24 protein-coding genes and 1 tRNA gene are annotated in these 25,600 nt (G+C 67.8%); 10 read left to right on the forward strand and 15 right to left on the reverse strand.

Translation table 11 applies throughout. The features are described from left to right. The first annotated feature begins 136 nt into the window (after positions 1 to 136). The 4 genes from ACP7AS_RS08305 to ACP7AS_RS08320 are packed head-to-tail and all read left to right on the forward strand — an operon-like array spanning position 137 to position 3,234. Entirely contained in the window at positions 137 to 940 is an 804-nt protein-coding gene (locus ACP7AS_RS08305; protein ID WP_426028393.1) for an aminotransferase class IV, read from the forward strand. A 48-nt stretch (positions 941 to 988) separates the two neighbouring features. Then, on the forward strand, positions 989 to 1,471 hold the full coding sequence (coaD, locus tag ACP7AS_RS08310; protein WP_426028394.1) for a pantetheine-phosphate adenylyltransferase: 483 nt from the start codon (positions 989 to 991) through the stop codon (positions 1,469 to 1,471). A 1-nt stretch (position 1,472) separates the two neighbouring features. Further along, a complete protein-coding gene (locus ACP7AS_RS08315) occupies positions 1,473 to 2,327 on the forward strand; it encodes a peptidylprolyl isomerase (protein WP_426028395.1) in 855 nt (284 codons plus the stop codon). Between the two features lie 16 nt (positions 2,328 to 2,343). Further along, entirely contained in the window at positions 2,344 to 3,234 is an 891-nt protein-coding gene (locus ACP7AS_RS08320) for a peptidylprolyl isomerase (protein ID WP_426028396.1), read from the forward strand. On the opposite strand, the gene ACP7AS_RS08325 is transcribed toward ACP7AS_RS08320, so the two are convergent. After that, positions 3,227 to 4,360 (reverse strand): Ppx/GppA phosphatase family protein, encoded by a 1,134-nt coding sequence (locus ACP7AS_RS08325; protein WP_426028397.1) that lies wholly within the window; start codon positions 4,358 to 4,360, stop codon positions 3,227 to 3,229. The genes ACP7AS_RS08320 and ACP7AS_RS08325 overlap by 8 nt on opposite strands. A gap of 145 nt (positions 4,361 to 4,505) precedes the next feature. On the opposite strand from ACP7AS_RS08325, the gene hspQ reads away from it, so the two are divergent. The 3 genes from hspQ to ACP7AS_RS08340 all read left to right on the forward strand — a co-directional run bounded on the left by hspQ (position 4,506) and on the right by ACP7AS_RS08340 (position 6,097). After that, the gene (gene hspQ / locus ACP7AS_RS08330) at positions 4,506 to 4,820 is read left to right on the forward strand and encodes a heat shock protein HspQ (protein ID WP_426028398.1); all 315 of its coding nucleotides are present in this window, start codon (positions 4,506 to 4,508) and stop codon (positions 4,818 to 4,820) included. An 81-nt stretch (positions 4,821 to 4,901) separates the two neighbouring features. Beyond that, positions 4,902 to 5,777 carry a phenylalanine 4-monooxygenase gene (phhA, locus tag ACP7AS_RS08335; protein WP_426028399.1) on the forward strand — a complete coding sequence of 292 codons (876 nt, stop codon included), beginning with the start codon at positions 4,902 to 4,904 and terminating at the stop codon, positions 5,775 to 5,777. Then, entirely contained in the window at positions 5,774 to 6,097 is a 324-nt protein-coding gene (locus ACP7AS_RS08340; protein WP_426028400.1) for a hypothetical protein, read from the forward strand. The genes phhA and ACP7AS_RS08340 overlap by 4 nt, the downstream gene beginning before the upstream one ends. On the opposite strand, the gene ACP7AS_RS08345 is transcribed toward ACP7AS_RS08340, so the two are convergent. From ACP7AS_RS08345 to ACP7AS_RS08375, 7 genes are all read right to left on the reverse strand, one after another. Next, complete coding sequence (locus ACP7AS_RS08345) at positions 6,098 to 7,372, reverse strand: MFS transporter (protein ID WP_426028401.1); 1,275 nt, start codon at positions 7,370 to 7,372, stop codon at positions 6,098 to 6,100. Positions 7,373 to 7,383: 11 nt separating this feature from the next. Continuing rightward, the gene (locus ACP7AS_RS08350) at positions 7,384 to 7,992 is read right to left on the reverse strand and encodes a DUF998 domain-containing protein (RefSeq protein ID WP_426028402.1); all 609 of its coding nucleotides are present in this window, start codon (positions 7,990 to 7,992) and stop codon (positions 7,384 to 7,386) included. Further along, positions 7,985 to 8,551 carry a GNAT family N-acetyltransferase gene (locus ACP7AS_RS08355; protein WP_426028403.1) on the reverse strand — a complete coding sequence of 189 codons (567 nt, stop codon included), beginning with the start codon at positions 8,549 to 8,551 and terminating at the stop codon, positions 7,985 to 7,987. Before ACP7AS_RS08355 ends, ACP7AS_RS08350 begins: the two co-directional genes overlap by 8 nt. Before the next feature lie 3 nt (positions 8,552 to 8,554). Further along, complete coding sequence (gene astB, locus ACP7AS_RS08360; RefSeq protein WP_426028404.1) at positions 8,555 to 9,892, reverse strand: N-succinylarginine dihydrolase; 1,338 nt, start codon at positions 9,890 to 9,892, stop codon at positions 8,555 to 8,557. Continuing rightward, positions 9,889 to 11,304 (reverse strand): succinylglutamate-semialdehyde dehydrogenase, encoded by a 1,416-nt coding sequence (gene astD, locus ACP7AS_RS08365; protein ID WP_426028405.1) that lies wholly within the window; start codon positions 11,302 to 11,304, stop codon positions 9,889 to 9,891. Before astD ends, astB begins: the two co-directional genes overlap by 4 nt. A 146-nt stretch (positions 11,305 to 11,450) precedes the next feature. Then, positions 11,451 to 12,458, reverse strand: a complete 1,008-nt coding sequence (locus ACP7AS_RS08370) for an arginine N-succinyltransferase (protein WP_426028406.1) — start codon at positions 12,456 to 12,458, stop codon at positions 11,451 to 11,453. Positions 12,459 to 12,462: 4 nt separating this feature from the next. Then, the gene (locus ACP7AS_RS08375; protein ID WP_426028407.1) at positions 12,463 to 13,713 is read right to left on the reverse strand and encodes a hydrolase; all 1,251 of its coding nucleotides are present in this window, start codon (positions 13,711 to 13,713) and stop codon (positions 12,463 to 12,465) included. A gap of 108 nt (positions 13,714 to 13,821) precedes the next feature. Between ACP7AS_RS08375 and ACP7AS_RS08380 the strand changes: the two genes are divergently transcribed. Continuing rightward, positions 13,822 to 14,349 carry a hypothetical protein gene (locus ACP7AS_RS08380; protein ID WP_426028408.1) on the forward strand — a complete coding sequence of 176 codons (528 nt, stop codon included), beginning with the start codon at positions 13,822 to 13,824 and terminating at the stop codon, positions 14,347 to 14,349. A gap of 4 nt (positions 14,350 to 14,353) precedes the next feature. On the opposite strand, the gene ACP7AS_RS08385 is transcribed toward ACP7AS_RS08380, so the two are convergent. From ACP7AS_RS08385 to ACP7AS_RS08400, 4 genes are all read right to left on the reverse strand, one after another. Beyond that, positions 14,354 to 18,577, reverse strand: coding sequence for a translocation/assembly module TamB domain-containing protein (locus tag ACP7AS_RS08385; protein WP_426028409.1), 4,224 nt, complete (start codon positions 18,575 to 18,577; stop codon positions 14,354 to 14,356). Continuing rightward, positions 18,574 to 20,364, reverse strand: a complete 1,791-nt coding sequence (locus ACP7AS_RS08390) for an autotransporter assembly complex protein TamA (protein ID WP_426028410.1) — start codon at positions 20,362 to 20,364, stop codon at positions 18,574 to 18,576. Before ACP7AS_RS08390 ends, ACP7AS_RS08385 begins: the two co-directional genes overlap by 4 nt. A 45-nt stretch (positions 20,365 to 20,409) precedes the next feature. Continuing rightward, complete coding sequence (locus tag ACP7AS_RS08395; protein ID WP_426028411.1) at positions 20,410 to 20,670, reverse strand: hypothetical protein; 261 nt, start codon at positions 20,668 to 20,670, stop codon at positions 20,410 to 20,412. 121 nt (positions 20,671 to 20,791) lie between these two features. Further along, positions 20,792 to 21,874 (reverse strand): CaiB/BaiF CoA transferase family protein, encoded by a 1,083-nt coding sequence (locus ACP7AS_RS08400; RefSeq protein WP_426028412.1) that lies wholly within the window; start codon positions 21,872 to 21,874, stop codon positions 20,792 to 20,794. A gap of 109 nt (positions 21,875 to 21,983) precedes the next feature. Between ACP7AS_RS08400 and ACP7AS_RS08405 the strand changes: the two genes are divergently transcribed. Next, positions 21,984 to 22,060 (forward strand) — tRNA-Lys (locus tag ACP7AS_RS08405). A gap of 257 nt (positions 22,061 to 22,317) precedes the next feature. Further along, entirely contained in the window at positions 22,318 to 22,872 is a 555-nt protein-coding gene (locus tag ACP7AS_RS08410; RefSeq protein WP_426028413.1) for a hypothetical protein, read from the forward strand. Between the two features lie 60 nt (positions 22,873 to 22,932). On the opposite strand, the gene ACP7AS_RS08415 is transcribed toward ACP7AS_RS08410, so the two are convergent. From ACP7AS_RS08415 to queA, 3 genes are all read right to left on the reverse strand, one after another. Continuing rightward, a complete protein-coding gene (locus ACP7AS_RS08415) occupies positions 22,933 to 23,247 on the reverse strand; it encodes a hypothetical protein (RefSeq protein ID WP_426028414.1) in 315 nt (104 codons plus the stop codon). Positions 23,248 to 23,249: 2 nt separating this feature from the next. Continuing rightward, positions 23,250 to 24,362 (reverse strand): tRNA guanosine(34) transglycosylase Tgt, encoded by a 1,113-nt coding sequence (tgt, locus tag ACP7AS_RS08420; RefSeq protein ID WP_426028415.1) that lies wholly within the window; start codon positions 24,360 to 24,362, stop codon positions 23,250 to 23,252. A gap of 145 nt (positions 24,363 to 24,507) precedes the next feature. After that, positions 24,508 to 25,599 carry a tRNA preQ1(34) S-adenosylmethionine ribosyltransferase-isomerase QueA gene (gene queA, locus ACP7AS_RS08425; protein ID WP_426028416.1) on the reverse strand — a complete coding sequence of 364 codons (1,092 nt, stop codon included), beginning with the start codon at positions 25,597 to 25,599 and terminating at the stop codon, positions 24,508 to 24,510. Between the last annotated feature and the right edge of the window lies 1 nt (position 25,600).

Genomic DNA, 25,600 nt, shown 5'->3' on the forward strand with positions numbered 1-25,600 from the left:
CGTTCATCCCGGCGAAAGCCGGGACCCAGTCCTTTGGTGAGGCAAGCTGCATGGGATTGATGGCGGCGAAACCCGGCGGTGCCGAAACGCCCAAAGCACTGGGTCCCGGCTTTCGCCGGGATGAGCGGAGTTTTTGATGGCCGCGCCTCCTGAGCTATCGGTGGATGGTCAACCGGCGACCACAGACGATCTGAGCCACGTCGCACTGGTCAACTACGGCGCCTACACCTCGTTCCGGGTGGAGCAGGGCAGTGTACGCGGACTCGACCTGCATGTCGCGCGGCTGGACGCCCAGGCGGTTGAACTGTTCGGTGAGCCGGTCGGTGATTCGCGTCTGCGGGAACTGGTGCGGGCGGCTGTGGCAGGGCGCGGAGACTGTTGGTTGCGGGTCAGCCTGTTCTCGCCCGGGATCAGCCCGCGTACGCCTGACTGGACGGGGCGGCCCAGGGTGATGATCGCCGTGTCGCCGCCGCCACCGCCCCTGGCCGACCGCGTGCGTCTGCAGGTCCAGACCTATGCGCGGGAGGCACCGCACCTCAAACATGTGGCCACGTTCGGGCTGATCCGGGCCCGGCGTGTGGCCCGTGCCGCCGGTTTCGATGATGCCCTTTTTGTCGATGCTGAGGGCCATGTTTCAGAGGGAAGTCTCTGGAATATCGGCTTTATCCGGGGCTCTGAGGTGATCTGGCCCCAGGCCCTGATGCTGGCAGGGATCGCCCAGGCGCTGGTTGAACGCGGTCTCGGGTCCGTCGGACTGACGGGCGTGTCTGCCCCGGTCCACGTTTCTGACCTGTCGAGATTTGACGGTGCCTTCATCTGCAACAGCGCCACCCCGGCCTGCGCCGTGGCGGCGATCGGCGATCAAGTCTTTGCGACACCGCCGGTGCTGATCGACAGGCTGCAGGCCGCCTGGGCATCGAACCCCTTGCAACCGATCTAGGCTGTAACGACGACGACTGCTAAACCTCTGGAAAGCGGGGAGGACTGTATGCGCATCGGCCTGTATCCGGGCACGTTCGATCCTGTCACCAACGGGCATCTGGACATCATCGGACGCGCGGTAAAGCTGGTCGACCGGCTGGTCATCGGCGTGGCGCGCAACGACGACAAGGGCCCGTTGTTCACCACCGACGAGCGGGTCGAGATGGTGAAGGCCGAGGTCGCGCATCTGGGTGACCGCGTCGAGGTGCGGCCGTTTTCCAGCCTGCTGATGCATTTCGCCGAGGAACTGGACGCCAATATCATTGTGCGCGGCCTTCGGGCGGTCGCCGACTTCGAATACGAGTTCCAGATGACGGCGATGAACCAGCGCCTCAATCCCGACATCGAAACCGTCTTCCTGATGGCGGATCCGCGGCATCAGGCCATCGCCTCGCGGCTGGTCAAGGAGATCGCCCGGCTGGACGGCGCGATCGACAGTTTTGTGAGCCCCGCCGTCGCCAAGGCGGTCCGGGACAGGGTCAAGGGATAGAATGAGCTTCAGGATCGTAACCATCGGCGCGCTTTCGCTGGCGCTTTTCGGCACCGTCGGCCCGGCGGCGGCCCAGACGGCTTCCGGTGACTGGCGCACGGTCGCGCCCGAGAATCTTCTGGTGATCGACACGGCCAAGGGGCGAGTCCTGGTCGAGCTGGACCCGGCCGTCGCGCCGCTGTCGGTGGAGCGGGTCCGGACCTTGGCGGATCAGGGCTTTTACGACGGCCTGAAATTCCATCGCGTCCTGCCCGGTTTCATGGCCCAAACGGGCGATCCGCTCGGTACAGGGACGGGGGGCAGCGAGCTTTCGGACGTCCCGGGCGAGTTCCAGTTCCGGCGCGGTCGCGATCTGGGGTTCGTCAATCTGGTGGCTGCGCCCACGGGTCTGCTGGGCGTCGCGGGCTCCATGCCGGTGTTCACCCAGCCCGACGCCCAGATGATGGTGACGGCCGATTTCAAGACCTCCGCCCAGGCCCTCTTCTGTCCCGGGGTCGCAGGCATGGCCCGCAACGAGGACCCGGACAGCGCCAACAGCCAGTTCTTCCTGATGACCGGTGCGAACGAAAATCTGAACGGCCTCTACGCGCCGTTCGGTCGGGTCGTGTCGGGGCTGGATGTGGTCAAGGCGCTGAAGCCGGGATCCGAGGCCGGAAATGGACAGGTCGTGGACCCGGATATCATGACCCGGGCCCGTACGGCCTCGGCCATGCCGGAGGGGCAACGTCCGACGGTTAGGGTAATGGTCCCGCGGAGCGCGGCGTTCGCGGCTCTGGTCGAGCAGAAACGCACAGAGCTGGGCGCGCGCTTTACGGTTTGCGACGTGCAGCCGCCGGTCCAGGTGACGGGCGGCTGAATTGAGGGGGACGACGATGCGACAGTTTCTCGGTCTTGCGGTGCTGGCATGGATGGCAGCCGGCGGTGCGGCGGCCCAGGATGCGGGCGGGACACCACCCCCGCCGCCCGTCCCCGCGCCGCAGGCCGCCATGGTGGCTCCGGAGTGGCGGACGGTGTCGTCCGAGAACCTGCTGGTCATCGATACGACCAAGGGCCGGATCCTGGTCGAACTGACTCCCGAAGTCGCGCCTCTGCATGTGGAGCGGATCAAGCTTCTGGCACGGCGGGGCTTTTACGACGGGGTGCCGTGGCATCGGGTCATCGACTGGTTCATGGCCCAGACCGGCGATCCTCTGGGCAATGGCGAGGGCCAGAGCCCCTATCCGGATCTGAAAGGCGAATTCACCTTCCGCCGTGAAGCCACCCTGCCGTTCGCCGCCGTGGCCGAACCGGCCGGTGCCCGGGTCGGCTTCTTGCATTCGCTGCCGATCCAGACCCAGCCCGATTCCGCCTTCGCCATGACGGCCGACGGCAAGGTGCACGCCTGGGGGCTGTATTGCCCCGGTGTCGCCGGCATGGCCCGTGACGAGGGCAATGACACGGCCAACAGCCAGTTCTTCCTGATGCGTCAGGCCTATCCGGCGCTGGACAAGCGCTATTCGATCTGGGGCATGACGGTGTCAGGGCTGGATGTGGTGCGCAACCTCAAGGTCGGGGACGGCGACAACGGCATGGTCGGGGCTGAATCGGACCGCATGACACGGGTCAGGATCGCCGCCGGCATCCCGGAGGCTGAACGGCCCTCAGTGCAGGTGCTGGCGACGGATTCGCCCCGGTTCCGGGCCTTGGTCGAGACGACGCGGGCCGCGCGCGGAGCCGATTTCTCGGTCTGCGACGTGACCCTCCCGGTTCAGGTGGTCAACTAGCCGGATCGGGACGCGGGCCGCCACGTCCCCGGCGCCGGCGGCGGCCGGCGGTCTGTTCGGCACGCATCTGCTGCAGCAGCAGGCCCTCGCGCAGGCCGCGATCCGCGACGCGGACACGTTCAGACGGCCAGGCCCGCTGGACCGCCTCCATGATGGCGGCCCCCGCCAGAACGAGATCGGCGCGATCGGGACCGATACAGGATTCGGCGGCGCGACCCCCGGGCCCCATGGCCATCAGTTTCGCGGCGGCGTCCTCACAGTCGCCCCGGCTCATCCAGAGGCCGTCGACCAGGTTTCTCTGGTAACGGTGCAAACCCAGATGGATGCCGGCTAGGCTGGTGATCGCGCCGGACGTGCCGATCATATGGCCGCGGCCACCGGTGAAGACGTCCCGCAGACCCGGATCCACCGGCGCGGCGGCGATGGCCTGGCCCATGTCCGCGACCATGGCTTCATACCAGAGGTCCAGTCCGTTCTGCGGTTCGGGATGCCGTTCGGCGAGGGTGACGACACCGACGGGCGCGGACATCCACCCCTCGAGCGTGAAGCCGCCGCTGCCCGTCAGCCTGAGCCAGCTGAGTTCGGTCGATCCACCACCGACGTCGACCACCAGCACGGCCTCGGAAGAATGATCGAACAGGTTCAGACAGCCCTCGACCGCCAGCCGGGCTTCCTCGACCGGGTCGATGATCCGCAGCTTGAGCCCTGTGCCGAGGCGAACGCGTTCAACAAAGGCCGCACCATTGTCGGCCTGACGGCAGGCCTGGGTCGCCACCGCCATCAGCCGCGATGAAGAGACGTCCTTTTTGGCGATACGTTCGCCGCACAGGGCCAGGGCGTCGTAGGCCCGATCCATGGCGGCGTCATCGAGACGGCCCGTGCGCGTCAGGCCTTCGCCCAGACGCACGATGCGGCTGAACGAATCGACGACCCGAAACCCGTCGCGCGCCGGCCGGGCGATCAGCAGCCGGCAATTGTTGGTCCCCAGATCGAGCGCGCCGTAAAGCAGCGCTTCGCGACCTGATGTCCCGGAACCGCTGGCAGCGCCGCCACGGGCGCGCTGACCATCGGGTCGTCGGGGCTGGGACCGGTCGTCGCGCCGTGGCGCGCCGTCGGTCTTCGGCATGGGCCGAACTTTCAAGGTGGGCGGTCCAGTGCGGCGCCCGTCCAGAGCATCCTAGGACCATCGAACGACCGTCGCCAAGCGGGTGACGCGAAAATGAACGGGACGACAAGGGTCCGGCTCAGATTGGTTGGCGCATCTTGCCGGGATGAAAGATCAAACTGTCGCGAAATTCGGCCTTGGCCAGATCGTCCGTCATCGGGACGACGCCTTCCGTGGCGTGGTGCTGGACATCGACGCCCGTTACGCCGGTGATCCTGCCGAGACGGGAGCCGTGACGCCTGACCAGCCCTTCTATCAGGTTCTCGCCATCGGGCCAGACGGCGGCTTCGTCGCCTATGCCGCCGAGACGGCGCTGGAGTTCGATCCCGAACTCTCGGCCCTGACCCGGGAGGCCGAGCAGCGCTGGTTCACGAGCGACGCCCACGGCCGCCATGCGCCCCTGGCCCACGCCATTCACTGACGGGCCCGCTGGCGCGGCAGACGTCGCGCGCCTAGATTGCCGGCAAGGGCCTGTCAGAGCCCGCGGGTAACAGGAGATGTCATGTCAGACTTCGAGCATGTGTTCGAAAAGCCGCCCGAGGGTGCCGCGGCTGACTGGACCATCCCCCAGGACTGGACTGCGTATTCGGCGGTCGAGCACCAGACCTGGGACACACTGTATGCCCGGCAGATGAAGATCCTGCCCGGCCGCGCGGCCGAGGTGTTCATGAAGGGGCTGAGCGCGCTCGATCTGAACACCGGCGGCATTCCCGATTTCGCGGTGATGAATCCCAAGCTTCAGGCCCTGACCGGCTGGACGGTCGTCTGCGTGCCGGGGCTGGTGCCGGACGACGTCTTTTTCGACCATCTGGCCAACCGCCGCTTCCCCTCGGGCCAGTTCATCCGCAAGCCCGACCAGCTGGATTATCTGCAGGAGCCGGACATCTTTCACGATGTCTTCGGCCATGTGCCGATGCTCAGCGATCCGGATTTCGCGGACTATATGGAAGCCTACGGCAAGGGCGGACAGCGGGCGGCCTCGCTGGGCATGCTGCAGAATCTGGCGCGGCTGTACTGGTACACGGTCGAGTTCGGCTTGATGCAGGAGGCCGACGGTTTGCGCATCTACGGCGCGGGGATCGTCTCGTCGGCGACCGAGAGTGTCTTCTCGCTGGAGGACCCGTCGCCGAACCGGCTGGGCTTCGAGCTCGAACGGGTGATGCGGACGCTGTACCGGATCGACGACTTCCAGCAGGTCTATTTCGTCATCGACTCGATCGAGGCCCTGAAAGGCGAGACCTTGAAGGATTTCGGCCCGATCTATGACCGGCTGAAGGGCCAGTCCGATATCGGCATCGAACAGATCCAGCCCTATGACCGGGTGATCACGCGCGGTACCCAGGACTACGCCCACAAAGGCGGGAGATTCGCAGCATGACCAGATGGATCGTGATCGGAACCATGGCGGTCGTCGCCCTCGGTGCGTCCGCCTGTACCGAGAGCAAGCGCGCTCGCAATGCGACCACGTGGGGCGACCAACCGGCCGAGATCACCTGCTGGACCTACGGAACGCAGAACTATGCCGGACGATCGACCGGGAAGGTCGAGTATGATGACGGGGGCCGGCTGTCCTTCGTGGATGCCGCGAACGGGCGCTATACGACGATCGAGGGCGATTGCCGCATCGTCTATCTGGCCGACAAGGACGACGCGGCACCCGTCGTCGCGCCCGCCGTGCCGGTTCCGCCCAAGGCCTGATCAGTCCTCGTGCACGATCAGGCTGCGATGCCGGGTGTCGCGCATGAACAGATAGACCATCAGCGATACGCCGATCATCCCGGTCACGTACCAGAAGAAGGCGCTCTCGACCCCTTCGGACTTGAACCACAGGGCGACGTATTCCGCCGTGCCGCCGAACACGGCATTGGCGATGGCGTAGGGCAGGGCGACGCCGAGGGCGCGGATGTGGGCCGGGAACAGCTCGGCCTTCACCACGGCGTTGATGGCGGTGTAGCCGCTGACGATCACCAGCGAACCCATGGCCAGCAGGAAGGCGATGAAGGGGCTGTCGGCCGTGGCCAGAGACGACATGATCGGCACGGTGAACAGCACCCCTGACACGCCGAACGCGATCATCACCGGCTTGCGGCCGATGCGGTCGGACAGGGCCCCGACGGCGGGCTGGAGCAGCATGAAGATGAACAGGGCCGCGGCGCTGATCTGGGTGGCGACGTCCTTTGAGAAGCCCGTGGTGTTGACGAGGAATTTCTGCAGATAGGTCGTGTAGGCATAGAAGGCGAGCGTGCCGCCGGCGGTCAGGCCCAGCACCAGAAGGGCCTCGCGCGGGTGTTTGGTGATCAGCAGCAGGGCGCTGGATTTCGGCGGGCCTGAAATGTCCCCCTCGAACGCACGGGTCTCGTCGAGCCGGCGACGCAGCCAGAAGACCACGACCGCCAGGGCCGCGCCAAAGAGGAATGGAATGCGCCAGCCCCAGGCCTTCAGGTCAGGCTCGCTCAGGGTTTGCTGCAGGAGGATCAGCAGCAGCAGGGCCAGAAGCTGGCCCGAGATCAGGGTGACGTACTGGAAGCTGGACCAGAAGCCGCGGTGCTTCGCCGTGGCCATTTCGGACAGATAGGTTGCTGACGACCCGTATTCGCCGCCGACGCTGAGCCCCTGCAACAGTCGCGCGAAGAGCAGCAGGGCCGGGGCCGCGACGCCGATAGACGCATAGCCCGGCGTCAGGCCGATGATCAGGCTGCCGGTGCACATCAGGGTGACCGACAGGGTCAGGCCCGCCTTGCGCCCCTTGCGATCCGAATAGACGCCCATGACCCAGGCCCCGACCGGCCGCATGAAGAAGCCGACGGCGAAGATGGCCGCCGTGCTCAGCAATTGGGCGGTGGCGTCGCCCTTGGGAAAGAAGACCGGGGCGAAATACAGGGTGAAGGCCGCATAGGCGTACCAGTCGAACCACTCGACCAGATTGCCGGCCGAACCGCCGATGATATTGCGCAGGCGCCGGGCGGGGGTCATTGGCTCCCGGCTCATGCCTGCGCCATCGGCCGGCGGACGGCGAGGGCGACGCCGAGGGTCCAGACGGTGAGGGCGATCTCGAGAACCCGCTGGGCGGCGCCGTAGAACTCGAAGGCGGGATGAACGAGCCAGATCGCGCCGGCCGCGGGCGCACCGCAGACGATGGCGAGATGGAACAGGTTTCTGCCGCCCGGCCAGTGCCGCGCGGCCAGGCCGACCAGCATCAGGCCAACCACCCCGCACAGATAGCCAACGCCGCCGAAGACATCGTGCAGGATCGCCGTACTGCTGGCGTTCTCAAGCGAGCATTCGAAGTCACACGGAAAGACCCCGCCGAGCGTCAGGCCCAGCCCGTTGAGCGCGCTCAGTCCGAAACCGATGATGGACAGAGGGCCTTTCGGGAACAGCTGCGCGCAGAGCAGCCAGAAGGCGGCCAGCAGGACCCCGGACGTGATAAAGGCCAGGCTGACCGCTCGCCCGGTCGTCGCGCCGGTCGCGCCCAGTTCGCTGATGTACTGGGTCAGGTGGTTGTAGCCGGGATAGGCCAGCCCGCCGGCCACGGTCGCCACGGCCAGGATCAGGAGACTGAGAACAGCGCAGGCGAAGGCGAGTTTACGCATCGTCGTTTCCCCCCGAGGAACCGGCATCCTTGAGGGTTTTGCCCATTCTGACCAGAGGCACGGCCACGCCGCCGCGGTCGTCCTCGAAACGCTCGATCTCGCGATAGCCGTTGGCGACATAGAGGGGCTCCCCACCCATGGTGGCGACCAGTTCGACGCGGTCGTAGCCGGCTGCGCGGGCGGCGGCTTCGCACAGGGCGAGGATCAGCCGGCCGACTCCCCGGCGGACGAACTCCGGCGTGGTATACATGGCGCGGATGCGGGCGGCGTCGACGCCGGGCGTCAGCGGGGCCGGGACCCGGCCGGGCGTGTGGTCGCCGCCGTATGCGGTAATCCGCCCGCTCCAGCCGCCGCAGCCGGCCAGTACGTCGTCGGCCTCGACGATGAGATAGGTGCGGTCGGCAATGATCTGGCTGTCCAGCCCCATCAACCTCCGGCTGGCGGCGATCTGCGCCGGCGTCAGGAAGGCGGCGAGCGGGCCGGCGATCGACCGGTCCATCAGGACGACAAGCGCCGGAATGTCGGCCTCGGTCGCGATACGGACGGTGAAGCCCGTCACGGCCTAGCCTCGCTGGAACGGATAGAAGCCGCCGCCGAGGTTCAGGATGCCGGTCAGTTCGTCCAGGGCGACCCGGCTTTCGTCGAGCAGCGACGGATCGGCGAGGTCGGCGGGCGTCAGGCTGTCGCGGTAGTGGGCCGCGCCCCAGATCGACAGGCGGTCGTGCAGCGCGTCGGTCATCCGCATGGCGGGGTTGGTCGCCGCCCGCTCGGCCTCGGTCAGCACGACGCGCAGGCGCAGGCACGCCGGGCCGCCGCCGTTGCGCATGGACTGGCGCACATCGACGTATTCGACCTTGCCGATGGGACCGTTGGATGAGGCCAGCCGTTCGGCGACGGCATGGCTGCGCGGGTTGTCCCGGGTCTCGGTCGGACAGATCAGGGTCAGGCGATCCTCGCCCGGAATCCGTACCAGCATGGAGTTGAACAGGTAGCTGGAGATGGCGTCGGCGAGCGGCAGGTCGGTGGCGGAGACCTCGACAAAGAGCGGCTCGAACAGGCCCTCGGCAGCGGCGCGGATGCCGGCCTTCGTCGTCGCTGTGTCCTCGAAGGCGAGCTCATGGAAGAACAGGGTCTCCAGCGCCCCGACGCAGACGACGTCATTGTGGAAGGTCCCGCCGGCGATCGCAGCCCGGGACTGGCGCGGGAAGACGGCGCGGGTCGCGGCGTGACGGCGGGCAACGCCCTCGGAGGCCTCACGCGTCTGGCGGGCCGGGAAGGCTCCGGACCAGGGCTCGAACGCCTCCCGACCCCAGACGAGGATGTTGACGCCGGGCTGGCCGTGATCGGCGCACAGGCGGACGTGATTGGCCGCGCCCTCATCGGCGAGATGGGCGACGGAGGGCAGGGCGTCGTGGACGGCGAAATGCTTCGGGTCGGGGAAGAGGGCGTCCAGCGACCGCTTCGTCTGTTCGTGCTCCAGCGAGCGATGCAGGTTGGTGACCAGATTGGCGGGGGTGAAATGCACCCGGCCGTCGGCGCTGTCGGCGCTCGGCGTCACGGTCGCGGCGTTGGCGGCCCACATGGGCGAGGCCGAGCAGGCGGCGGCGGCGAAGGACGGTGCTTCCTTCCAGGCCTGTTCGAGCACGCGGGCGTCGGAACCCGTGAAGCCGAGGCTGCGCAGGAAGGGGATGTTCGGGCGCTCGTGCGGCGGCAACACGAACTGGGGCAGGCCGAGGTCGGCCAGCCGCTTCATCTTGTCGAGCCCCTGCAGGACGGCGGCGCGGGGGTTGGAGGCCTCGCCGGCGTTGAGGCTGGAGGCGAGGTTGCCGGGTGACAGACCGGCGTAGGAGTGGGTCGGGCCGATCAGGCCGTCGGCATTGGCCTCCACCGCTGAGGTCACGACCTCAAGCCCTTGATCTCGCTTTCAATGTTCTTCACCGCACTGGCCTCGAAACTGGCCACCGGATAGGCACAGTAGTCCGCCGCGTAATACGCACTGGGCCGGTGATTGCCGCTGGCCCCGAGGCCGCCGAAGGGCATGTCGCCGGCGGCGCCGGTGGTCGGCCGATTGAAGTTGACCACGCCGGCGCGGATGCTGCGGATGAAGCGGTCCCAGTTCGCGGGATCGTCAGAAACCAGACCGGCGGACAGGCCGTAGCGGGTGGCGTTGGCCTCGGCGATGGCGGCGTCGAAGCTGGCCACGCGGGTCACGGAGAGGAAGGGGGCGAACATCTCCTCGTCGGGAACGGCGACGCCCGTGACGTCGATGATGGCGGGCTTCACGAAGGCCCCGGGCAGGTTGCCGACCGGGCCGGAGGGACGGATCACCTTCGCCCCCATGGCGGTGCGGTCCTGCAGGGCCTTGAGCGCGGCCTCGGCGGCCTTCACCGAGATCAGCGGCCCGGCATAGGGCTCGGGCGTGGAATTCCACGGGGCGAGGATCAGTCGCTCGACCATGGCGTTGACCGCCTCGACGATGGCGTCGCCCTGCGGCCCCTCCGGCACGATCAGCCGCCGCGCGCAGGAGCAGCGCTGGCCCGTGGTGACGAAGGCGGACTGGACCACCATCCCGGCGACGGCCTCGGCGTCTGCCGCATCCCAGACCACCAGCGGATTGTTGCCGCCCAGCTCCAGCGCCAGAATGACGTGCGGATCGTCAGCGAATTTGCGCCGGAAATGCGCGCCCGCCGCGCCCGAGCCGGTGAACATCAGGGCGTCGATGCCGCTGTCCAGCAGGGCCGCGCCGGTGTCGCGGCCGCCCTGGATGACATTGACCACGCCCTCTGGCAGGTCGGCCTCGGCGAAGGCCTCGGCCATCAGCTGGCCGGTCAGGGGCGTCTCTTCCGAGGGTTTGAAGACCACGGTGTCGCCGGCCAGCAGGGCGGGGACGATATGGCCGTTGGGCAGGTGGCCGGGGAAGTTGAACGGGCCGAGCACCGCCGCCACGCCGTGCGGGCGGTGGCGCAGGACAGCCTGGCCGAAGGCGGTGTCGGCCGTGCGCTCGCCGGTGCGCTCATCATAGGCACGGATCGAGAGATCGACCTTGCCCGCCATGGCGGCCAGTTCGGCCGTGGTCTCCCACAGGGCCTTGCCGGTCTCGCGGCTGATCGCCTCGGCCATCTGCGGGGCGCGGGCCTTGAGCACGGCCTGATAGCGTTTGACGGCGTCTATGCGGTCCTGACGGGGGCGGTCGGCCCAGTCGGGGAAGGCGGCGCGGGCGCGGTCTGTGGCGGCCTGGACCGCGGTGGCAGAGGCGTCGTCGCCTTCCCAGACGGTGTCGCCGGTGGCGGGATCGATGGATTTGAAAGTCATTTTTTACCGCTCATCCCGGCGAAAGCCGGGACCCAGTTCTTTCGTGAGGCAGGGTGAATGGGATTGAAGGCCATTGCGCACGGGGGAAACCGGATCGCCCAAAGCACTGGGTCCCGGCTTTCGCCGGGATGAACGGAATGAGAGAGTCACGTTTTCACCCGCACCGCGTCACCGGCTCTGACCTTCAGTGCGTCGGCGGTCTCGCGGTTGAGCGTGGCCACATCATCGTTGAAGGCGGCGCGCTGACGAACGGCGCGGAAGGCGGACACGCTGTTCGTCGAGATCAGCGAGGGAAGCTCAGCCTCGACCTCATCGGCGATGGCGACGGTCATGCGCCGGGCGTCGCGGACGGTGCGGATGTTGTCGCGGCCGCAGGAGACGGTTGGTCCGGCGTCGAAGATGTCGATCAGGCCGTTGGGCCGGAACCCTTCTGACTCCAGCAGCGCCATGGCGGGCACGCCCTGCGGATGGACCTTGCCGATCACCGCGCGGGCCGCCTCGGGCAGCAGGTCGATATAGATCGGATGACGCGGCGACAGGTCGAGGATGAACTGCTTGTCGCTTGAGCCGCTCAAGCGGTCGGCGTCATCGAATTCCATCGGGAAGAATTTGTGGGCCACGTGGTCCCAGAACGGGCAGGCCCCGTCGGGCGTGAACACGCCACGCAACTCGGCCAGCACCATATCGGCGAACAGATCGGGCTCGGTCCCGATCAGCATATAGCGGGACTGGCTGAGCAGACGGCCCGCGCCGCCCTTGCGCCGGTCCGCTTTCAGGAACAGCGAACCGACCTCGGTCCAGCCGGTGCATTCGTTGACCATCACCAGCGTCTTCTGGTCGAGGGTGACGCCCAGCGACGGCGACGTCTGGGTGTTGTTGACGATGCGGAACGAGAAGAAGGGCCGGTTCAGACCGACGGCGGCCTTCACCGAACCGATGCCGTCGACGTCGCCCGTGTCGCTCTCCTCGAGCATCAGCGTGTACCATCGGGCCTGGGGCTCGAGGACGGCGTTGAAGCTGTCGCGGCTGAGGTCCAGCCGTTCCGCCAGCTGGTCGGGGTCTTCCGGCAGGCTGGTGAAGCCGGGTCCCGAAAGGATGGCCAGCTCCAGCAGGTGATCCAGGTCGGCGGGCGCGGCGGGTCGGACGACGAGCATGGGGTTACATCGTCTCCAGACGCAGGGACTTCAGTTTCAGGGCGTCGATTTCGCCGGACGCGACCTTGCACAGGATCAGGGCACTGAGCTGCGCGCGCTCGACGAAGCTGTCGGGCCAGGCGAACTCCTGATCCGAGTGGATGTCGCCGCCGAGGACGCCGAGGGTGTCAATATTGGGCAGGCCGGCGGCGTGCAGATTGTTACCTTCGCACACCCCACCGGACGGCTTCCAGGCCAGGGTCTGTCCCAGCAGGGCGCCGGTGTCGCGCACCGCCTCGAACAGGGCGGTCTGGGACGCGTCCATCGGCTTGGGCGCGCGGGTCATGCCGCCGTGAAGGTCCAGCGTCAGGCCGGGGAAGGGCGGTTCCGCCGCGATTTCGGCCACGGCGTCGGCGACCCAGGTCGAGGCCTGGGCGTCCGGGACGCGGACATTGAACCGGACCACGGCATTGTCTGCCACCACGTTCAGGGGCCCGCCGCCGGATATCGCAGCGACATTGACCGTGACGCCCTCACGCTGGTCGTTGAGTGCGTGCAGGCGGGCCGCGAGGATGGCGGCCCCCGCCACGGCATTGGCCCCCTCGTGGAAGGCACGGCCGGCGTGGGCGGCCTTGCCGCTGACGATCAGGTGATAGTTGCCGCTGCCCTTGCGCGCCCCGGCAAGAGTGCCGTCCGCGAGGGCCGGCTCATAGGTCATACCGATGTGCCCGCGCGCGCCCAGTTCGGCCAGCAGGGGTGCCGAGGCGGGCGAGCCGATCTCCTCGTCCGGCGACAGCAGCACGGTCCAGCCGACGCCGTCGCGGTCAGGGTGGGTTTCGAAGGCTTCGAGCGCGGCCAGCATTACACTGATCCCGCCCTTCATATCAGCGATGCCCGGCCCGTTCAGGGCTCCGTCCGGCCGGGTCGAGACGGTGTGGAAGCCGCTCCCGACCGGGAAGACGGTGTCATAATGGCCGGTCAGGATGATCTGGACCGGCGCGTCGGGTCGGGCGCGAATCATCAGGGCGTCGGCATGCGCGTCGGCCCGGACGGTCCCGTCATCTCCGACCGATGTGGAGCCGCGGGTCGGAATGCGCACGACCTCGGCCGACAGGCTGTGTGCCTCGGCCTCGAGCAGGGCCAGTACATGGGCCAGTCCGCTGCTGTTCCGGCTGCCTGAATTGACATTGGCCCAGTCGACGGCGCGGCCGACGATGGCGGTCTCGCGCGCCGCGACATGGTCGAGCACGATCTGGTCAGGGGGCAGAATCCGCATGCGGGCGAACCCTAGCGGTCGGGACCGGAAAGGTGAAGGCGAGCCATGGGTTTCGCCCGGAGCGTGAGCGGGCTAGGCTTCCCTCATCTTCAAGGGAGGAACTGTTCAATGACTGACTGGATCAAGGCGTCGAATCCGACGGCGGCGATCACCACCGAGGCTGAAGCCATCGGGGCCGCCCGGGCCAGCGCCCTGGCGATTTTCCTGGGCGTGATCTGGGGCGGTGTCGGGGTTTTTCTGCTGATGACCGGCGGCACGGCCGAGATCGAGGCCGCCATGGCCCAGGCGTCCGCTGACGCGCCGGAAATGGCCGGCATGGGGGCTATGGCGATGCAGATCGCGATGTGGAGTGCGATCGGCGTCTGCGTCATTCAACTGGTTCTGGGTCTGGTGCAGTGGGCCAAGCCCAACATCGTGATCCCGATCATCTTCGCCATCCTGGTGGCCTTCGGCCTGGTGTCCGGCGTGTTCGGGCTGATGATGGCCGGACAGGAAGGCATGCCCGAAACGGCGGCGACCCCGACCTGGCAGCTCTATGTCGGTTTCGTGATCCTGGTCATCCAGCTGGTCCTGCACATCGCCGGCATCCGCGGCGCGCGTGCGCTCGACCGCATCCGCATGGCGGCTGCGCAGTAAGACTCTACCGGCTCGGGCGCCGGTCCTCGCGACCGGCGCCCGACTCCCGTGACTGGCGGCGCCAGCGGATCGACAGGCTGGCCTCGCCCTGTCCACCGAATTTCGAGCTGACGGTCAGGTTGCGGCGTACGCGCCATTCGACGTTCACCGCCGCGCCGTTCTCGCCGCCGCCGATGATCTCCAGATAGACATTGTCGTTGATGTAGCGGCCGCCGGCGACGGTCAGGCCTGACGCCTCGCCCCCGAAGGACAGCCGGTCCAGGCCGGCGAGCTCGCGCAGGTTGCCGATGACATCGAAGCCGCCTCCGCCGGCCAGGGCCGCAACACCCGCCGCGAGCTGGGCCGCCTCGAACGGCGAGAGTTGGGACGCGGATCGTCCGAACAGGACCTGGGACAGGATCTCGTCCTGCGGCAGGGCCGGCGTCGACGTCAGCACGATCTCGGGGCGAGCCGCCGTGCCGGTGACGCGGATGGTGGCGGTCAGGGCCGGATCCTCGCGGGTGGCGGTCAGGTCGAGCCGGATCAGTTCGGGATTGGTCGACAGGCTGACCGTGCCGCGATCATCGAAGACGAACCGCTTGCCGGCAAAATCGTAGTCGCCGCGCACGACCCGCGCCGTTCCACTCAGGACAGGGCGGCTGATCGTACCCGTCACCCGGGCGTCGACATTCATTTCCACGTTCAGGCCACGCCCGATGACCCGGACGTCGCCGCCAGGTGAGCGGAGCCCGATATTGAGGCCGAACTGCAGGCCGCGCTGGCGATTCTGATCCTCTTCGGGCACGTCGCCGCCGGGTGTGTTGATCTCGACGACATCCATGCGGACGATACCGTTCGAGCCCGGCGGATTCGCTTCGATGCGGGCCTCGTCGATATCCATCTCGCCGGATAGCGTGATGTTGCCCTCCTCGCCGCGGGTAACGGTCAGAAGACCCGAGGCCTTGGCCTCGGCGATGTCGTTGTCGATGATCCGGAACCGGTTCAGCAACAGCTGGAAGCTGGATCCCGAGCCCTGACGCAGCCCGATGCGGCCGTTGCCGGACACCGAGCCGCCCGCGCCGTCGGTCGCGCTGAAGGTCTCGACCAGCCCCGTCGTGTCGTCGAACCGGCTGGCCAGGGTGACGGCCTCGAGCCGGACTCCGGTCGCGCTGTCCCGGAACGTCCCTTGCCGGAGGTCCAGCCTGCCGGTGAGGCGAGGAGCCGCCAGCGAACCGGCGAGGCTGGCGTGGGCATTGATCTGGCCGGTCAGGGACCGTTCGCCACCGGCGAGCAGGTCCCAGATCGGCTGGATCTGGCCCTGGATGGAGATATCGCCCGACAGGTCGCGCGTGCGCACGATGGCCAGTCGCAGGGGGGCCGCAGAGGCCTCGACCGGCAGGGTCATGTCTGCGGTGGCGCGGACCGCATCGCCATCGCTGGCCTGGGCCTGGATGCGCAGGCTGTTGTTGACCAGAACAGCGTTGAGCGTTCCATCGACGGCCAGTCCCCGCGGCGCGTCGATACTTCGGATGCCCTGCAGCGCGACATTGGCCGAGCCGGACAGATCGTCGCCCGCGCCCCGCAGCGACAGCCGTCCGGTGACCGCGCCGCGCATGTCCCGGACCAGGGTGCCCAGATCGACGCGGGTCAGGTTCGCCTCGATGATCGCAGCTCGGGAATCCTGCCGCAGCTCGCCCAGCAGGACGCCGCCGCCGATGGCGAGATCGACGCGCGCGACGCGGCCGTCTCCCGAAAGGGCGATGACAGCAGGATTGCGGGTTGTGAACGGGATCTCGCGGACACGTCCCGCACCTTCCAGCACGACCGACTGGGCCGGACCTTCCCGCGAATAGACGCCGGTACCGTCGAACGACACCGGGGTCGCGCCCCCGATATCGGTCTTCAGGGTGAAGGGCAGGCGGTTCAAGGTTCCGCGCCCGTTCAGGTCCAGGGTCCGGATCACCCAGGTCGATCCAGACAGCCGCACATTGCGGCCGTTGACGTCCAGAATCGCGGTCTCGGCACCCTCGCCGTCGGTCAGCCGGATCCGGCCGTCGGCGGTCCCCGAGGCCAGGAAGGCCCCCGGGCGGGCCGTGAAGGTCAGGTCGGCGCTGGACGGGAAGTTGTTGGACAGGGCAATCGCGCCCTGGGCCGTCACGCCGCCGGCATTGAGGTCGACGTCCGTCAGCCGGATGCGATTTCCGCCGAGGAAGAAATTCCCGCTGGCGATCGCGGGGCCGTAGTTTGACGCGGCCGTCAGGGCGATCCGTCCGTCGGACGCGTCCGCGCCGCGTCGGAAGCTCAGCACCATGTCGGTATCGGTGAGCGTCAGGGCTCCGGCGCTCAGTTTGGCGAATTTCGCCGTCAGATCGGCGCGCGGCTGGGCCAGGGTGCCGGTCAGGGCCCCGTTGCCGGTCATGGCTCCGTCAATGGCGACGGGCCCGACTCCGAACGGCCCGCGCGCATTCCAGTCCAATGCCAGCCGCAGTCGCCCGTCGCCCTCGATCACGCCCCGCGCGCCGGCGGTTCCCTGGGCTCCGGTCAGCAGGGCCCGCTCCACCTCCACTCGACCGCCGTTCAGGGCACCGGTCAGCTGAAGCCGCGGCGTCGCGCCGAGCAGGCGGTCCAGTTCAGCCATGCCTGTCGCGAGTCTTCGGCCCCGGGCGTCGAACGTCAGCCGCCAGGGTTGTCCGGCGCGCGCCATAGAGGCCGTGATCGGCCCACCGAACGCACCGCTGGCCCCCTTGCGCAGGCGGGCGACGTCGGTGATGTCGGCCTGGCCGCGGAAGCCGAGCCCTCCGGTCAGGTTGCGCCCGCCGGTGCCGGAGAGGGTCAGGGCCTGGCCCGTCGCCGTGATCCGCTCAAGCAGGATCGCCCCGTTCCCCAGCCGGGCCGCCTCGAATGACACGCGCGGCTTGTCTCCCAGCAGGCCACCGACGATTCCGGCAGTGGAGCCGCCCGCCACGCTGATGTCGCCGTCCAGATCCAGCCGCCCGAGCCGCATACGGACATTCAGGGGTCCCCGGACCCGCTGGGCCCGGTAGCTTGAGACGTCCGCCCCGAGCAGGTCGGCCGACCCGTTCAGGGTCCAGGCCGCGGCCGTGCCCTTGAACAGACCCCTGTAGGCCGCAGCGCCGGCTACAGGCCGGCCGACCAGCCGGGTCAGGGAGGGTGTCGAAATGTCCAGGCTGATCCCGTCGGGACTGCTCTGGTCGCTGAGGCGGATGTCGCCGCTGGCGCGGGCGTTCAGGTTATCGGCGATCAGCCGCCAGCCGACGCCTTGCAGCCCGTCCTTGTCAGTGTCCGCCGAGGTGGCGAAGCCGAACCGGGCCGTGCGTCCGACCCTGTCGACGAAGGGGCGCAGCAGGTCGGAGCCCGAAAAGTCGGCGAACCCTGCGATTCGGGTGCGGCTTTCGCCATATCGGCCCTTGATCACCAGCGGGACGAAATCGCCGGTGCGAACCATGGCGTCGATCACCGCGCCGTTGACAACGGCCGTGGCGAAGAACGGCCGATCAGGGGAGTAGCCGAGGGCTCCGGCGAGCGGGCCGCCCTGCGCCTCATTGGCCCGGAGGTTCAATCGCAGGTCGGCCAGTGTGGCGCCGATCGTGGCGTTGACACGCAAGAAGTCGCCCGGACGGCTGTTGCTCGCGGCATTCAGGATCGCCTTCTTCGGCCCGCTGCGGGGGACGTCCGCCTCGCCGGACAGCTTCCAGCGGCCGTACTCGCGACTGAAGCCTTCCAGCAGTTCGACATCGGCGGAGAAGCGGTCGATGTCGACCGACAGCGGCTGTGGTCCCGGCGGGGTGGTGGAGGGCTCGACCTCCGGCCGGCGGATCAATCGGATCACCTCGGCTTCGACCTCGGTGGCGTGGAAGCTGCGCGCCATCAGGGGCCACCAGTCCCAGTCCACGCGGACCTTGCGTGCCTCCAGCCAGACGCCCTTGGCGTCGGTGACGGTGACGCGATCAATGGTGAAGTCGTCGAACAGGTCGCCGCGCACGCCCTCGACATTGATCCGGCCGTAGCGTCCCAGCTTCTTGCCGGCCACGAAACTCGTGACCAGATCGCGGCCTGGTCCTGACAGCAGATACATCCGCCCGCCGACAAGGGCGACGATCAGGATGACGGCGAGGATCGCCGCGCCCATGCCGCCGAAGAAGGCGAGGGCCTGCAGGCGGGTGCGCTTCTTCTTCGCCGTCTCGGCGGGCGTGTCGGGCGTGTCGACAGGCGGCGGGGCGTCGGTCAAAACGCCTGCCCGATACTGACATAGACCTGGAAGTCGGCGTCACCCGCCTGACGGTCCAGCGGGAAGGCAATGTCGGCCCGGATCGGTCCGAACGGCAGCTTGTACCGCAGTCCGAGACCGGCACCGTAGCGGAGGTTTCTGAAGTCCGGCGTCGCCTGGAATCCGACAGAGCCCGCATCGACGAAGGCCACGGCCTGGAAGCCGCGCCAGACGTCGTGACGAACCTCGACCGAGGCTTCGACGAGGCTCAGCCCGCCGCGGGGGGTATTGTCAGGCAGGCGGGGGCCGACGCCCTGGTATGCAAAGCCGCGCACCGAGCCGCCACCGCCTGAATAGAACAGGCGGTCGGACGGGATGGTCAGTTCGTCACCGCCGACAATCGAACCCAGGCGCGCACGGCCGGCCAGCACTGTTTTCGCATTGTCCTGAAGCGGCAGATAGGCCGTGACCTGGGCCTCGGTGCGCAGGAAGACGATGGTGTCCTCGCCGGACACGGCGGTCGGTTGCGCCCAGCCCGACAGCCGCCAGCCGGTCGTCGGATCGAGCGGGTTGTTTGAACGGTCGATATAGGCGCTGGCGCGGCCGGTCAGGATGATCAGGTCCCGGTCGAAATTAATCGGCATCCGGGTGAGCGGATCAAAGCGGTTTTCGTCGTATTTGCCGGCGTCGAGACCGACGCCGTAGCTGAGGTAGGACGTCTTTCCGAGCCGCTGCTGCAGGTCCGCGGCCAGGGCCACGGCGGTTCGTCGGTAGGCATCCGTGTCCTCATTCAGCACGGCGGCGGACAGTTTCAGCGTCTCGCCGGGCCGTCGCCAATGCGGCAGGCTGATATTGACGCCCAGACGGCTGTCGACATTGGCGGCCCGGGCCTGCCAGACCACGGTGTCGGCGCGGCCGAACCGGTTGTGCCAGGTCCAGATCAGATCGACGCCGGAGCCCTCTGCAGTCGAGAAGGTGGCACCCGCCTCAAGGATGCGGCGGGGCCGGTCGGTCAGGCTGACAATGATCGGGCGGTTGCCGTTGGCAAGCGACTGGTCCCGGGGGGCCAGGGCGACGCCGACGCCATCATAGACCCCGGTCTCAAGCAGCCGGCGCTCCAGTTCGGCGACATCGTCAGGGTCATAGACCTCGCCTTCGGACCAAGGGGCCAGCCCGGCCACCCAGGCGGGGTTTGTCGGCCCTCGAGTCTCAAGACGCACGCCGTTCAGGCGCACCAGGGCACCGGACGAGATCCGGTAGTTCGGCTGAACGGTGAAGGTCGCATGATCGACCACGACCCGGCGAGGTTCTGCGGCGGCATCCGCGTAGCCCCGGCGGGACAGCGTGGCCACCACGCGGCCCTCGGTCGCAATGACATCGCCCGCGCGTCCTGCCTGATCGGGTTTTACGGCAATCTCGCCGAGCGCTGCCGACATCGACGCGGTGTCCGGCTCCGGCGCGATCCATTGCACCTGCGGATTGCTGAGCAGGAAGCGTCGCCCGGGAGTCACGTTGACGATCGCCACAGGGCGTTCCTCGCCCTCAACATCATCCTCGAGCACCGGCTGGTAATAGCCTTCGGAGCGCAACAGGGCTTCGGCCGCCCCCATCGCGCCACGGGCACGCCGGCGGGCCTCGAACCGGTTGGAGGGCGGTTCGTCCACCTCGCCGATGGCCAACACCAGCTGCGCCCGAAGTTCAGCGTCAAGCTCGCCCCTGACCTGGGCGCGCGGTTCAGCGTGAGCGACGGTTGCGAGAAGGGCGAGACCCGCCGTGCTGACGAGAAACAGGGCGTGCCGTGGCGTCAAACTGGAACCTTCGTCAGGGCGAACCGCCGCCGATCAGCGGACAGATCAATAGAAGAGGGTTTCACTCTCTGGTTTGACCGATTCTTCGGACGACCGCTTCTCGGGTGCGAGCACGGTGGAATCCGTCGGGGGCGTGTCGACCGCGTTCGGAGCCGCGACCGCAACGCCGGCATCCTCGGCGGCCGGAGCGACAGGGATGTCCATCGTCGTATCGGCCGTCTTAGGCTCATTCGAGACCTGGGGAGCGTCGCAGGCCGCAACAGCGAGCGCGCTGGTCAGAACCAGGCAGGCGATCAGTCGTCTCATAGAGGGCGTCTCCCCGGGTCGACGTTGCAATGCACGGGCCGTGCAAACGTTCCATATCCCTGAACCGCACGAGGGTCACCACGTCGACGGTCGATCGGCGAAGTTTTTGCCGCTTTGTGGCTCACGCCCAGCGGGTCGTGGCGTCGTCGAGGGAGAGGGGTGCCCCTTCCGGTACTGCGACAGCCGGTGAACCCGCGAAGCGCGGCGCCGGTGCCGGTTGAGGCGGGCTGTCGCCGACCCAGGTTTGTCGCGCGGCGTTGTGTGGGTGCGCCGGTGCCTCCTCCAGCGTCAGGACCGGGGTGACGCAGGCGTCCGAGCCTTCAAAGCGGCTGGCCCAGTCGTCACGGTCACGGGTTGCGAAGATGGCTTCGAGTCGGGCGTGCAAGGCCGGCCAGTGGGGGATGTCGTACTGGGGGGCCTCCTCCGCAGACAGGCCGAGGCCGGCCAGCAGGGCGGCATAGAACTGCGGTTCCAGCGCACCCACGGCGACGAAGCGGCCGTCGCGGCAGGCAAAGCAGCGATAGAAGGGGGCTCCTCCATCCAGCAGGTTCGCCCCACGGGCGTCGCTCCAGAGACCGCGCGCCGCCAGGGCGTGGAAGAGGCTCATCAGAAGCGCCGACCCGTCGGTCATGGCGGCGTCGACGACCCGGCCTGAACCCGTTCGCCTGGCCTCGATGATAGCGGCCAGAACGCCCGTCACCAGCATCATGGCTCCGCCGCCGTAGTCACCGATCAGGTTCAGCGGCGGTCGTGGCGGGCGATCGGGCTCGCCCATGGCATGAAGCGCCCCGCTCAGGGCAATGTAGTTGATGTCGTGCCCGACCTCGGACGCCTTGGGCCCCGTCTGCCCCCAGCCGGTGACGCGCCCGTAGACCAGGCGCGGATTTCGCGCGGCGCAGACATCAGGGCCGAGACCCAGCCGTTCCATCACGCCGGGCCTGAAACCCTCGATCAGCCCGTCGGCGACGCTGATGAGGTCCATCACCTGCCTCTGATCGTCGGCATCCTTCAGGTTGACCGCGACCGATGATCTGGCGCGATGGAGCACCGCGCCGCCGACATCGGCGAAGACCGGCGCACCCCCGTCGGCGCGCCGCGTCAGCCGGAGGACGTCTGCGCCCAGATCGGCCAGAACCATGCCGGCGAAGGTCACGGGACCCAGGCCGTCGAACTCGATGATGCGCACGCCAGCCAGTGGTTTCATGGTCGATGCCTAGCGTGACGCCATCTATCCGTCGACCCGGCGCTTGACCCGGGAGCCGGATTGCAAGAGAAGGCGCGTCGCCGGGTCGCAAACGTGATCCCGCCGGTGTGCGTCCTTAGCTCAGTTGGTTAGAGCATCTGACTTTTAATCAGAGGGTCCTCGGTTCGAGCCCGAGAGGACGTACCACCCCTTTTTCAGCTCCAGCGGCAGACCGCCGGGCTCAGCGTGGCTTCGGCTTGCGGGCGCGGCATTTCTTGCACACGAGCGAGCCGGGCTTCGTGCGGCTGTATTTGAATTCATGGTCGCACCGTTGCCGGGCGAGCCATGTCTTGAGCCATTCAATCATGATGGCGAGCCTAGCCGGATTTGCGCCGTGGTGAAGTGCCTGTGGCACCCCGGCGATGACGGCTTTCGTCACAGCGCCGGGCGTGGTTCAACAGATCATGCGTATCGCTGTCTGCAGTCTCGCCATCGCCACCGTCCTGGCCGGGTGTCAGGGGGGCGGGGCGGTGATGGACGGGGCCCGTCAGTTCGGAACCGGGGTGGGGGCCGCGGCGACGGCGCCGCTGGATGACCTGAACCTGCGGCGTGAGTATATCCCGACGGTCCTGCTGCAGGCCGAGGCCAGCCCCTATGACCTGCGTAACCTCAATCAATGTTCCACCATCGGGGCCGAGATCGCGCGACTGAATGAGGCTCTCGGGCCGGATACCGACGAACCGCCGGCGCAGAACGGGGCCTTCCTCAGCGAGCGTGCGGCGGATGCGGCGGCGAAGGCGGCCCTGGATGCGATCCGGGATGCCACGACGGACTTTATTCCGGGCCGCGGCTGGATCCGCCAGCTTTCCGGGGCCGAGCAGCATAGCCGGCACGTCCAGTCCGCCATCCAGTCCGGGCGGATGCGGCGATCCTTCCTGAAAGGGACGGGGATGCAGCGCAACTGCGCCCCGCCCGCCGCCCCGGCCTGGTTCCGGCCGCGGGGGCGCAGTCAGAGGTAGACTGGGTGACCGGTCAGCCAAGTCATTCCGAGGCCGGTCACGCCATTCGCTTCGACGGCCTTACGGTCTCGCCCTGGCGATACGGGGGACCTTGTCGCTGCGGTCGCCTCTGATTTCGCGGTCGCCGCCCTTGGTGAAAGCTTCGAACGACGGCTTGTCGATATTCCGGAATGTCCCGGTCTTGTCCCAGTCCCAGTCAAAAGAGATCCGTTCGCCCTTGTGGGCGAACTTCCCGGACCAGTGGGCAAAGAACGAATACTTGTCGCCGCCTATGATGATGACGTGGCGATGCAGCGCGGTCTCGTTGCCGTCCGGTCGGGGCGGCTCCTCCAGATAGGTTTTGTAGGCGTGGAAGCCTGACTTCTCGATGCGCATGGCTAGTTCGACGTATGCCGGGAGTGGAAGTCGCGGCGGAAGGCTTCGAATCGGTTCTCGGCGATGGCGGCGCGCATGGCCGCCGTCAGGGCCTGGAAGAAGGCGATGTTGTGCCAGCTCAGCAGCACCTTGCCGAGGATCTCGTCGGCGCGGATCAGGTGATGCAGATAAGCTTTTGAATACTGGGATGAAGCGGGGCCGGCGATGCCGGGGTCCAGCGGGTCCTGGTCCTCGGCGAAACGCGCGTTCTTGAGGTTCATCGGCCCCGCCCAGGTCCAGGCCTGGCCGTGGCGGCCCGCGCGTGTCGGCAGGACACAGTCGAACATGTCGACGCCGCGCCAGACCGCCTCGACCAGATCGACCGGCTTGCCGACGCCCATCAGATAGCGCGGCCGGTCAGCCGGCAGCATATCGGGGGCATAGTCGAGCACCTCGCACATGGCCTGATGCCCCTCGCCGACGGCCAGACCGCCGATGGCGTAGCCGTCGAAGCCGGTCTCGATCAGCCGGTCTGACGATTCGCGGCGCAGGCTTTCGAAGGTCGAGCCCTGCTGGATGCCGAACAGGGCCTGGGTTTCGCGCTCGCCGAAGGCCGCCTTTGATCGCGCGCCCCAGCGGGCCGACAGCTCCATGGCGGCGCGGGCGGCGGGCTCCTCGGCCGGCCATGATACGCACTGGTCCAGCTGCATCGAGATGTCCGCGCCGATCCGGTCGGCCTGAATCTCGATCGAGCGCTCGGGGCTGAGGACGTGTTTCGAGCCGTCGATGTGGCTGGCGAAGGTGACGGCGTCCTCCTTCACCTTCGAAATACCCGCCAGCGACATGACCTGGAAGCCACCTGAGTCGGTGAGGATGGGCTTGGTCCAGCCCATGAATTTGTGCAGGCCGCCCAGCCGCTCCATCCGCTCCGGGCCGGGGCGCAGCATCAGGTGGTAGGTGTTGCCCAGGATGATGTCGGCACCGGTCTGAGCGACCTGGTCGACCGTCATGGCCTTGACCGTCGCGGCGGTGCCGACCGGCATGAAGGCGGGCGTGCGGATGTCGCCACGCGGAGTCCTTAGCACCCCTGTGCGGGCGCGGCCTTCGGTGGCGGAGATGTCGAACGGGAAGGGCACTTCTGACTCCGCTCATCCCGGCGAAAGCCGGGACCCAGTGCTGTTGCTGAGCACGATGGTCGGGATTGACGGGAGGCGAAACCGGTCAGACCGATCGCCCTAAGAACTGGGTCCCGGCTTTCGCCGGGATGAGCGGAATACAGAATTACGGATCGTTCCGAAACAGCAGGCTGCCGTCCCCGTAGGAATAGAAGCGGTATCCGTCCTTCACCGCATGGGCATAGGCCGCCTTCATCGTCTCCAGCCCGGCAAAGGCCGAAACCAGCATGAACAGGGTCGATTTCGGCAGGTGAAAATTCGTCATCAGCACATCGACGGCGCGGAAGTCGTAGCCGGGGGTGATGAAGATGGCGGTGTCGCCCTGGAAGGGCTGGATGACGCCATCGGGCGTCGTGGCGCTTTCCAGCAGCCGCAGCGAGGTGGTGCCGACGCAGACGATGCGGCCGCCGGCGGCGCGGACGGCGTTCAGGGCGTCGGCGGTGTCGGCGGAGACCACGCCCCATTCGCTGTGCATCTTGTGGTCGGCGGTGTCGTCGGCCTTGACCGGCAGGAAGGTTCCGGCCCCGACGTGCAGGGTCAAGGCGTGGGTCGAGACCCCGCGCGCCTTGAGGGCGACTATCAGGGCGGGGGTGAAATGCAGGCCGGCGGTGGGCGCGGCGACCGAGCCGTCCAGCTGGGCGAACATGGTCTGGTAGTCCGATCGGTCGCGGTCGTCTTCGGGCCGTTTGGCCGCGATGTAGGGGGGCAGGGGCATGACGCCGACCTCGCGGATCGCCTCGTCCAGGGCCGGTCCGGCGAGATCAAAGCGCAGGGTGACGAGGCCGTCGTCGCCCTTGTCGACCACCGTGGCGTCGAGGCGGCCGAGCTGGCAGGTGCCGTTCGCCTCAGTGCCGAAACGGACCCGGTCTCGCGCCTTGATCCGCTTGCCCGGCTTCATGAAGGCCGACCAGACGTCGGGGGCGTCGCGGTGATGCAGGGTGGCCTCAACCGCGACGGTCAGGGTTTCGCCCTCCGGTCCGATCCGCTCGCGCACACCGGACAGGCGCGCGGGAATGACGCGTGTATCGTTGAACACCAAAGCGTCGCTGGCGCGCAGGAAGTCCGGCAGGTCGCGCACAATGCGGTCTTCGAGTGCGCCGTCCCTCACCACCAGCAGGCGCGCGGAATCCCGCGGCTCCGCAGGGCGGAGCGCGATGTGGTCGTCCGGCAGGTGGAAGTCGAAATCGGCGGTCTTCATA

Source organism: Brevundimonas sp. TWP2-3-4b2, from assembly GCF_049897345.1.
Taxonomy (GTDB): Bacteria; Pseudomonadota; Alphaproteobacteria; order Caulobacterales; family Caulobacteraceae; genus Brevundimonas.

Excerpts from the sequence above, each read along its gene's own strand:
- ACP7AS_RS08410 (WP_426028413.1), top strand. The coding sequence starts at position 22,318 with ATGCGTATCGCTGTCTGCAGTCTCGCCATCGCCACCGTCCTGGCCGGG.
- ACP7AS_RS08380 (WP_426028408.1), top strand. The coding sequence starts at position 13,822 with ATGACTGACTGGATCAAGGCGTCGAATCCGACGGCGGCGATCACCACC.
- ACP7AS_RS08375 (WP_426028407.1), bottom strand. The coding sequence starts at position 13,713 with ATGCGGATTCTGCCCCCTGACCAGATCGTGCTCGACCATGTCGCGGCG.
- ACP7AS_RS08370 (WP_426028406.1), bottom strand. The coding sequence starts at position 12,458 with ATGCTCGTCGTCCGACCCGCCGCGCCCGCCGACCTGGATCACCTGCTG.
- ACP7AS_RS08350 (WP_426028402.1), bottom strand. The coding sequence starts at position 7,992 with ATGCGTAAACTCGCCTTCGCCTGCGCTGTTCTCAGTCTCCTGATCCTG.
- phhA (WP_426028399.1), top strand. The coding sequence starts at position 4,902 with ATGTCAGACTTCGAGCATGTGTTCGAAAAGCCGCCCGAGGGTGCCGCG.
- queA (WP_426028416.1), bottom strand. The coding sequence starts at position 25,599 with ATGAAGACCGCCGATTTCGACTTCCACCTGCCGGACGACCACATCGCG.
- ACP7AS_RS08305 (WP_426028393.1), top strand. The coding sequence starts at position 137 with ATGGCCGCGCCTCCTGAGCTATCGGTGGATGGTCAACCGGCGACCACA.
- ACP7AS_RS08320 (WP_426028396.1), top strand. The coding sequence starts at position 2,344 with ATGCGACAGTTTCTCGGTCTTGCGGTGCTGGCATGGATGGCAGCCGGC.
- ACP7AS_RS08400 (WP_426028412.1), bottom strand. The coding sequence starts at position 21,874 with ATGAAACCACTGGCTGGCGTGCGCATCATCGAGTTCGACGGCCTGGGT.
- ACP7AS_RS08415 (WP_426028414.1), bottom strand. The coding sequence starts at position 23,247 with ATGCGCATCGAGAAGTCAGGCTTCCACGCCTACAAAACCTATCTGGAG.
- ACP7AS_RS08345 (WP_426028401.1), bottom strand. The coding sequence starts at position 7,372 with ATGACCCCCGCCCGGCGCCTGCGCAATATCATCGGCGGTTCGGCCGGC.
- astD (WP_426028405.1), bottom strand. The coding sequence starts at position 11,304 with ATGACTTTCAAATCCATCGATCCCGCCACCGGCGACACCGTCTGGGAA.
- ACP7AS_RS08340 (WP_426028400.1), top strand. The coding sequence starts at position 5,774 with ATGACCAGATGGATCGTGATCGGAACCATGGCGGTCGTCGCCCTCGGT.
- ACP7AS_RS08315 (WP_426028395.1), top strand. The coding sequence starts at position 1,473 with ATGAGCTTCAGGATCGTAACCATCGGCGCGCTTTCGCTGGCGCTTTTC.
- hspQ (WP_426028398.1), top strand. The coding sequence starts at position 4,506 with ATGAAAGATCAAACTGTCGCGAAATTCGGCCTTGGCCAGATCGTCCGT.
- ACP7AS_RS08395 (WP_426028411.1), bottom strand. The coding sequence starts at position 20,670 with ATGAGACGACTGATCGCCTGCCTGGTTCTGACCAGCGCGCTCGCTGTT.
- coaD (WP_426028394.1), top strand. The coding sequence starts at position 989 with ATGCGCATCGGCCTGTATCCGGGCACGTTCGATCCTGTCACCAACGGG.
- ACP7AS_RS08325 (WP_426028397.1), bottom strand. The coding sequence starts at position 4,360 with ATGCCGAAGACCGACGGCGCGCCACGGCGCGACGACCGGTCCCAGCCC.